Annotated in this window: 6 protein-coding genes; 2 read left to right on the top strand and 4 right to left on the bottom strand. The window is 64.9% G+C overall.

The genetic code is table 11. The features are described from left to right. The coding region (dnaA, locus tag MJD61_08665; GenBank protein ID MCG8555343.1) for a chromosomal replication initiator protein DnaA at positions 1 to 1,178 on the top strand (1,178 nt) is incomplete at its 5' end. A 161-nt stretch (positions 1,179 to 1,339) separates the two neighbouring features. Here dnaA and rpsU read toward each other — a convergent pair. The 3 genes from rpsU to MJD61_08650 form a co-directional block, all read right to left on the bottom strand. Continuing rightward, complete coding sequence (gene rpsU / locus MJD61_08660) at positions 1,340 to 1,564, bottom strand: 30S ribosomal protein S21 (protein MCG8555342.1); 225 nt, start codon at positions 1,562 to 1,564, stop codon at positions 1,340 to 1,342. A 182-nt stretch (positions 1,565 to 1,746) separates the two neighbouring features. Beyond that, the gene (clpB, locus tag MJD61_08655) at positions 1,747 to 4,362 is read right to left on the bottom strand and encodes an ATP-dependent chaperone ClpB (GenBank protein ID MCG8555341.1); all 2,616 of its coding nucleotides are present in this window, start codon (positions 4,360 to 4,362) and stop codon (positions 1,747 to 1,749) included. Positions 4,363 to 4,419: 57 nt separating this feature from the next. Further along, positions 4,420 to 6,327 carry a DUF2723 domain-containing protein gene (locus tag MJD61_08650; protein ID MCG8555340.1) on the bottom strand — a complete coding sequence of 636 codons (1,908 nt, stop codon included), beginning with the start codon at positions 6,325 to 6,327 and terminating at the stop codon, positions 4,420 to 4,422. Between the two features lie 160 nt (positions 6,328 to 6,487). Here MJD61_08650 and MJD61_08645 point away from each other — a divergent pair, with 160 nt between their 5' ends. Next, positions 6,488 to 7,081: a molybdenum cofactor guanylyltransferase gene (locus tag MJD61_08645; GenBank protein ID MCG8555339.1), complete on the top strand. Its 594-nt coding sequence runs from the start codon at positions 6,488 to 6,490 to the stop codon at positions 7,079 to 7,081. Between the two features lie 63 nt (positions 7,082 to 7,144). On the opposite strand, the gene aspS is transcribed toward MJD61_08645, so the two are convergent. Continuing rightward, positions 7,145 to 8,431: aspartate--tRNA ligase (gene aspS, locus MJD61_08640; protein MCG8555338.1), on the bottom strand; the 1,287-nt coding region annotated here is incomplete at its 5' end.

Here is an 8,431-nt window from a genome sequence, read left to right as displayed (position 1 = left end):
GCGGTTCCGAAGCGCAGGGCGGTTCCGAAGCGCAGGGCGGTTCCGAAGCGCAAGGCGGTTTCAGGGCGCAGGGCGGCTCCCACCCGGGCCAGGCGAGAACCCCGGTCTCCTCCCGTTCAGCACCTCGGGTCCATATGCGTGAAAAGCCAAGAGAAACGACCGGGCTCAACCCGAAGTACCGCTTCGAGAGCTTCGTGGTCGGTCCCTCCAATCAGCTTGCGCACGCGGCCAGCATTGCGGCGGCCTCCAGTCCGGGCCGACGCTACAACCCGCTGTTTCTCTTCGGCGGCGTGGGCCTTGGCAAGACGCACCTGATCAACGCGACGGGGCACACGATCCTGCAGAACCGGCCGGACGCCCATATTCTCTATCTCTCCGCGGAACGTTTCACGAACGAGTACATCTGGGCCCTCCAGAACAACAAGATGAACGAGTTCCACGCCCGCTACCGGGATGAGTGCGGCGTGTTGCTCGTGGATGACATCCAGTTTCTCGCAGGCAAAGAGCAGACGCAGGAAGCGTTCTTCCACACCTTCAATGCGCTCTATCACTCCGATCGTCAGATCGTGGTCTCGTGCGACGTCAATCCCCAACACATCCCCGACATGGAGGAGCGGCTCATCAGCCGATTCCAATGGGGGCTCGTGGCCGATATCCAGCCGCCTGCGCTCGATACGCGCGTGGCGATTCTTGGCAAGAAGGCCGAGCAGGAAGGGATTCAGCTCGCTGACGATGTAGCGCTCTTCATTGGCGAGGTCGTTACGAACAACGTACGGGAACTCGAAGGCACCCTGTTGCGGCTGGCTGTCAAGGCCGAGCTCTCGAACCAGCCCATCGACTTGGATTTCGCCAAAGAGGCCTTGCGATCGGTGATGCCTCGCCCCGAAACAGCGACCTCCGTCGAGGATGTTCAGCGCGCCGTATGCGAGTATTTCAACATACGGTTGGCCGATCTCAAATCACCGCGGCGGCATCGCTCGGTCACGCACGCTCGTATGGTGGCGATGTGGTTGTGCAAGCAACGCCTCGGGACAAGCTATCCCGAGCTTGGAAGCCGCTTCGGCGGGCGCGATCACACCACCGTCTTGAGCGCGGTGCGCAAGATCGGCGACCTGCTGGACAAGGACAGCAAGCTGCAGTCGGAGATCGAGGCCATCGAGCGCAAGCTGCGAGTGTAGCGGAAGGCAGTACCCAACCAAGAGGCATGCCCAACCAAGAGGCATGCCCAACCAAGAGGCATGCCCAACCAAGAGGCATGCCCGGTCAAGGGGCGTACCCGATCAGCACGCCCCGATCAGCACGCCCCGATCAGCATGCCCCGATCGAGCAGCATGCCCGGTCAACGGGCCTCGAGCTGCCTGAGCCGCTTGCGCCGCCGCCTGGCGGCCTCGGCTTCCTTCTTTCGCCTGCGCACCGACGGCTTCATGTAGTGCCTTCGGCGCTTGAGCTCGCGCAAGATGCCCTCGTTGGCCATCTTCCGCTTCAAGTGTTTGATGGCGCGTTCAAGCCCACGGTCGCCAACGACGACTTCTACGGGCCTGCATTGAACAGTGTCTCCCAGCATACCCTCGGTTCCAGCCAGGTGGGCGGGCAACCATAGCCGAAACCAGCTGGCTGGCAAGTACGGCCCCACGATAGCACCCCAAGAAAGGCGCGGCTTCGAACCGCCGCCCAGCCGCCCAGCTATCCGGCTACCGAAATCATTGAAGAACCTCCCCTACGTTGCACCGGCATCTGGCTGGCTCGCTAGCCCGCGTCGGTCAGCAACGGGGTGGTCGGCTCCGCAGCCAGGCGCTCGAGGGTGAGCTCGCGCTGAGCCCCGAGGTTCACCACCACGCGGTCGCCGGCCTGAAACTCATCCGCCAGAATGCGTTCGGCGAGCGGGTTTTCCAAACGACGCTGGATCACACGCTTGAGCGGTCTCGCGCCGAAGGTCGGATCGTAGCCGAGCTCGCCGAGTGCGTTCTTGGCTGCGTCGCTCACCTCGAGTTGCAGCTCGCGTGACTTGAGCCGCTGCCCAAAACGGCGCAGCTGGATGTCCACGATGCTTCTGAGCTCGGCCCTTCCTAGACGACGAAAGACCACGATCTCGTCCACTCGGTTCAGGAACTCGGGGCGGAAGGCATTGCGTAGATCAGCAAGCGCGGCCTGGGCCGCCTCGGTCTCGTCATCGATGCCGATGATATGCTGCGAGCCCACGTTCGATGTCAGAATGATAACCGCGTTTCGGAAGTCCACATGGCGGCCCTGGCCGTCGGTCAGGCGACCGTCGTCCAGCACCTGCAGCAGCACGTTCCAGACATCCGGGTGCCCCTTTTCGACCTCGTCGAAGAGCAGCACGCTGTAGGGCCGGCGACGCACCGGTTCGGTAAGCTGGCCACCTTCCTCGTAGCCCACATAGCCTGGTGGAGCCCCGATCAGACGTGCGACGGAATGCTTCTCCATGTATTCGCTCATATCCAGCCGAATCATGGCTCGCTCATCGTCGAACAGGAACTCGGCGAGCGCTCGCGCGAGCTCGGTCTTGCCGACACCCGTCGGGCCCAGGAAAAGGAAGGAGCCCACCGGGCGGTTCTCATCGCCGAGTCCGGCTCGGTTGCGGCGCACACCGTTGGCTACCACCGTGATCGCCTCGTCTTGACCCACCACACGCGCGCGCAGCTGCTCCTCCATCCGCAGCAGCTTGGCTCGCTCTCCCTCGAGCATCTTGCTGACCGGGATTCCAGTCCACTTGGACACGACCGACGCGATGTCCTCGTCGGTCACCTCTTCCTTGAGGAAGCTGCCCCGCGCTTGGACGCTCTGGAGGGCAAGCTGCGCTTCTTCGACCGCCTTGTGCGCCGCCGGCATCTCTCCGTAACGCAAGCGTGCGGCGCCCTCCAGGTCGCCGACACGCTGGCTGCGCTCGAGGTCCAGCCGAAGCCGTTCGACCAGTTCCTTCTTGCCGTGGATCGTTGCGATGAGCTCTTTTTCCTTCAACCATCGGGCGCGCATGGAGGCCTTGCTGTCGTTGAGCTCGGCGAGCTCCTTATCGAGCTCCTGCAAACGCGCCTTGCTGTGCGGGTCGCTCTCTTTCTTGAGCGCCTGCTTCTCGATCTCCAGCTGCATGATGCGTCGTTCGAGCGTGTCGATCTCGTGCGGCATCGAATCGATTTCCATCTTGAGCCGCGATGCGGCCTCGTCCACGAGGTCGATGGCCTTGTCGGGCAGGAAGCGATCGCTGATGTAGCGATCGGACAAGGTGGCAGCGGCTACGATGGCCGAGTCCTGGATGCGGATGCCGTGGTGCACCTCGTAGCGCTCCTTGAGCCCTCGCAGGATCGTGACCGTGTCTGCGACCGACGGCTCCCCGGTAAATACGGGCTGAAACCGCCGGGCCAGCGCTGCGTCCTTTTCGATGTGCTTGCGGTACTCGTCGAGCGTTGTAGCGCCGATGCAGCGCAGGTCGCCGCGCGCGAGCGCGGGCTTGAGCATGTTGCTTGCGTCCATCGCACCCTCCGCCGCACCCGCACCCACGAGCGTATGCAGCTCGTCGACGAACAGCACCACGTGCCCCTCGGCGGCCTCGATCTCCTTGAGAACCGCCTTGAGCCGATCTTCGAACTCACCGCGGTACTTGGAGCCGGCGATGAGGGAGCCCAGGTCGAGAGCCAGCAGGCGTTTGTCCTTGAGGTTTTCGGGCACGTCACCGTTCGCGATGCGATGCGCAATGCCTTCCACGATGGCGGTCTTGCCCACGCCTGGCTCGCCGATCAGCACAGGGTTGTTCTTGGTGCGTCTTGCCAGCACCTGCATGACGCGGCGGATTTCCTCGTCGCGTCCGATCACGGGATCGATCTTGCCGCTGCGTGCCGCTTGCGTGAGATCACGCGTGTACTTCTCGAGTGCCTGGAACTTGCCTTCGGGCTCGGGATCGGTGATGCGCTGGGCGCCGCGCACCTCCTGCAAGGACGAAAGGAGCTTGTCTCTATCCAGACCCTCCTTGCGCACCAGGGTGCCCAAACGGTCTCGTCCGACGACACTTGCGAGCAGGATGTGCTCCGCGCTCGTGTATTCGTCCTTGAGCTTCTCCGTTTCCGCCCAGGCGCGTGTCAACAGCTCGTGCAACGAACGGGACAGCGCCGGCTCGGCCCCTCCCTGCGCGCGTGGAAGGCGCTCGATCTCCTCTTTCAGTTTCTGCGCCAGGCTCTCGGGGGCGACTCCAGCCTTTTCCAGCAGGGGCGCTGCTACACCGTCCGGCTGCTCGAGGAGCGCCGCCATCAGGTGCTCGGGCACGAGCTCGGGGTTCGCGCGGCGGGTCGCCTGATCTTGCGCCGCCATGAGCGCTTCGCGGGTCTTGGAGGTCAGCCTGTCCAGTCGCATGGGTCCTTTCCTCTGGGAGTCAACCTAACCACGCCCCAGGTCCGGTCAATCCCGGCCCTAACGCTGACGCAAGTCGAGGCGCCGGAAGGGACTTAGATCTGCGGGGTTACCGAGCTGTCCCTCGTCAACGACGCGCTTGAGCTCCCTTAGGTGACGCTCCAGAGGCTCGATCTCGAGGGCCAGTGCGAGCGCAGCCTGTGCGGAAGCAGGGTCGCCAAAGCCCGCGTAGTAGAGCGCTGCATTGTAGTAGTGCCACAACAGCAGAGCCCGTGTGGCAGGCTCGTGGCGCTGTTTTTCGAGGCGGCGGTTGAGCTGCTCGTAGTAGCGCAGCTGCGTGCGGGCCGCCGCGCGTTCGTCCGCGCGGGTTGCGCCGTCGGCGAGCACTTCAAAGTACAGTCGAGCCGGCAGCAGCGTACGGTAGAGTGGCGGCGGGACGCGCACATCCATTTCCACGTGAACCGGGCGCAGCGCGGCGAGCGACTGAAGGCCGGCCTGCTCGAGGCTCCCGTCAAACAGGTAGCTCCGAAGCAACGCCCTGAGCTCGGGCGCGCGTGCCAGCAGGTCTTCGGCCATGTGGGGATAGGTTGCGAAGGGAAGCGGTACGAGCAACGCGTCGGGGCGCGCGTGCTGCTCAGCTTGCAGGCTCCACAGCCGGAAGATCGTCTGCGGTGCATGAGCGAACACCAGTGCACGCGGGGGCAGGTCGCGCCACAAAGCGTCATCGAAGGCATCTGCAGCATCGAAGCTCCTCAGCGACGCCCTGCCGGCGCCGCGCCCGATCAAGCACACGCCAACCACGACCATCAGGCCCACGCAAACCGTTGTCGTTCGGAGCGACGCACGCGTGTTGGTCTTCGACGGCGGATCGCGCGTGGGGACGCTCGGTGCTCGCGTGCGCTTTCGCCGCTCGAGCGTGACCAGCAGCGCCGCTACGAACGCTGCCGCTCCCGCGGCCAGTCCAGCCAGTGCCAGCATGAGGTAGCCGAGCGCGTCCGGGTTGGAGCGCACGAAACCGAGCCAGGCACGTGCCGCGACAAGGGCGATCAGCAACGTCGTCCAGATCGCGCCCAGCCGGCGGGTCTTCGGCATGCGCAGCAAACTGTAGATGCCTGCGAGCGCGAGGGGGCAGGCCACGTGCATGTTGTCTCCCAGCTGTACGAGCACGTCGGCGAAGCGTTCCCACAGAGGCTGGGGCACACCGGCTCCGGTGTTTTTCCGGAACGCTTGCGCCGAGACGACCCAGGCAAACCGCGCGATGCTGTCCGGGTCGCCGAGGTTCGGTGTAGGCGCTGCTGCCGCACGCAGCGGCAGGTACAGGTACGTGCCAAGGCCAAGCAGCCCGAAGCTGGCGGGCTTGAGCAGCGCGCTGGCCCCTGCAGTGCGGGCGACAGCCAGGATCATCGGCAATGCGGCGCAAGCGACGACCAGGCCGAGCAGGTGGTGGTTCGCAAGCCCCAGTCCCAGTGCGAACGTCGCGCTCGAGAGCGCTCTCAGATCGCGCGTCGGCCACCTGCTGTGCAGCCGGGTAAGGCGCTCGAGCGCGAGGCAACCGAGCGCTGCCTGAAGGGCGTACACCTCGGGACGCACGGCCTGCAGCCAGAAGCCCGGGGCGAATGCGGCGCTCCACGCCGCGCCCAGACTCAAGGGCAGGGTCAGCCGCCTGCTGTGGAGACCCACGCTGTGCAGCGTGGCCTCGATCGTGCGTCTGAGCACAAGCGCGGCCAGCGCGGCCATGAACGCGGATGCCAGCGCGACCCGAAAGGCGAGAGGACCAACCGGCAACATGCAAAAGACGCGGCCGACCAGGGCGGTCAGCGGCTGACCCGGGGGATGCGCGATGCCGAGATCGATCGAGGCAGCGACAAACTCGCCCGAGTCGAGCCAGTAGCCGTGGGCCGATGTGGTGACAGCGTAGGCGAGCAGCGGGAGCCCGCCCGCCAGTGCGTCGATCGCGCGTCGCTTCATCGGGCCCAAAACGAATGTGTCAGCACACCAGCGCCTGCGCAGGGGTGCACGATAGCATGCGACCGAGCTATGGTGACCCCTGGCAGCTGCATGCCAACCTGCCGGCGGTCGATCGGAGTCAAGGTCGAGCGGGGGCCCGGCCGCGCGAGGCGACTTGCACGTGACTCAGTCCAAACCGTTGCCATCGGTCGTGCTCGGGGTGTTCGTTGGTGGTCGCTCGAGCCGTATGGGTGGTCGTCCCAAGGGCTTGTTGCGCTGTCCGTCGAGCGCCGAGCCGATCGTGTCGCGATGGGCGCGCATAGCCGGCGTGTTGCAGCTCCGGGCGGCCATGGTGGGCGACGCCTGCGCCTACCATGGCGTCGCGCCCGAGCTGCAGCGTTTGGACGACGAGCCTTCGGGCGTGGGTCCGCTCGGGGGTCTGCGTGCGCTCTTGCGATACGCGGGTCCACGCAGCGTCGTTGCAGTAGCCTGCGACATGCCCTTCGTGACCCCCGAGCTTGTTGCCAGGCTGGCTCGTGCGACAAGCGGCGGCGCCGTGATCGCTGCCAGGGAGCAGGACGGCCGCTGGCAGGGGTTCTTCGCGTGCTACCGAGCGCCGTTGGTTCGGCCCGTGCTCGACCAGGCGCTCGCCTGCGGGGAGCGCTCCTTGCAGGGTCTGCTTGCGCGAACCGACACCCGAGAGCTCGAGCTGACGGCGCTGGAACGCGAGCAGCTACGCGACTGGGACACACCCGCCGACATGGCACGCCAATGAGTACCGGTCTAGTACCGGCCCCACCCCGCTGGCGGCCTTGGGACCTCCTCGAATAGCTTGAGTCTAGTCCAGCGTAGCGATGCGCAACTCGGCCAGCTGACCCGGGTCAATCCGGTCGGGCGCTCCCACCATCAGGTCGTTTCCCTTTTGGGTCTTGGGGAAAGCGATGACGTCGCGGATGGCTTCGGTCTCGGTGAGCAGCATGGCGATGCGGTCGAGGCCCAAGGCGATTCCGCCGTGCGGTGGTGCTCCAAACTGCAGGGCCTTGAGCAGAAAACCGAACTTCCGCTCTGCTTGCTCCGCGTCGATGCCCAGGGCGGCGAACACCTTCGCTTGCACTTGCGGATCGTGCAAACGGATCGAGCCTCCGCCGATCTCGAAGCCGTTGAGCACGAGATCGTAGCGGTGACACAGCACCGTACCCGGGTCGCTCTCGAGCTTGCTCAGGTCAGCATCGTGGGGCCGGGTGAAGGGGTGGTGTGCAGCCACCCAGCGCTTGTCTTGATCGTCGTACTCGAACAAGGGCGGGTTCACTACCCAGGTAAGGTTCCAGTGCCCGCCGCTGCCCGAAGCGGGAATCAGCTCCAGTTTCTTGGCCAAGTGCACCCGCAGGTTCGCCATGATCGTGTTGACCCGTGCCGTGGGTCCGAACTGAAAACAGACGACGTCGCCTTCCTGCGCTCGCAGCGCGCTATTGACCGCCTCGCGGAAAGGGCGCTTGACCGTCTTGGCGAGCGGGCTCTGGGTCCATTCGCCTCCGGCCGCCACCTTCGCGCGCGCGAGCCCGGTCGCACCCATCTGTCTTACGAATTGCTCGAGCTTGTCTCCCTCGGCGCGGGACATGCCTGCGCTGGCTGGAACGACCAAGGCCTTGATGATCTCGGCGGGCAGGTCGCGCCGGTAGGTGTTGCTCTGGAACCTGCCTGCGATCGGTTCGAAGAACGACACGCCACCGCCTCCGTGCTCGATGACGAGATCCGTCAGATCGGTGTGCTCCAGGCCGAAACGTAGATCGGGTTTGTCGTTGCCGAAGCGCGTCATCGCTTCAGCGAAGTCCATGCGAGGAAAGCGACCCTCGGGGTAGCTTTGCATTAGGTCGATATCGAGCACCTCGCGGAAGATACGCAGTATCAAGCCTTCGATGGCGCCGAAGATATCGTCCTCGTTCACGAAGCTCATCTCGACATCGATTTGGGTGAACTCGGGCTGCCGATCCAGGCGCAGATCCTCGTCGCGGAAGCATTTCACGATCTGAAAGTAGCGCTCGTAACCCGAAACCATCAGAAGCTGCTTGAACAGTTGGGGGCTTTCCGCGAGCGCGTAGAAGCTACCCGGGTGCGATCTCGACGG

The organism is Pseudomonadota bacterium (assembly GCA_022361155.1).
Lineage (GTDB): Bacteria > Myxococcota_A > Polyangia > Polyangiales > JAKSBK01 > JAKSBK01.
Note: the sequence above shows the minus strand (reverse complement) of the source record. Positions and strands in the feature narration are given on the sequence as shown.

Excerpts from the sequence above, each read along its gene's own strand:
- MJD61_08650 (MCG8555340.1), bottom strand. The coding sequence starts at position 6,327 with ATGAAGCGACGCGCGATCGACGCACTGGCGGGCGGGCTCCCGCTGCTC.
- clpB (MCG8555341.1), bottom strand. The coding sequence starts at position 4,362 with ATGCGACTGGACAGGCTGACCTCCAAGACCCGCGAAGCGCTCATGGCG.
- rpsU (MCG8555342.1), bottom strand. The coding sequence starts at position 1,564 with ATGCTGGGAGACACTGTTCAATGCAGGCCCGTAGAAGTCGTCGTTGGC.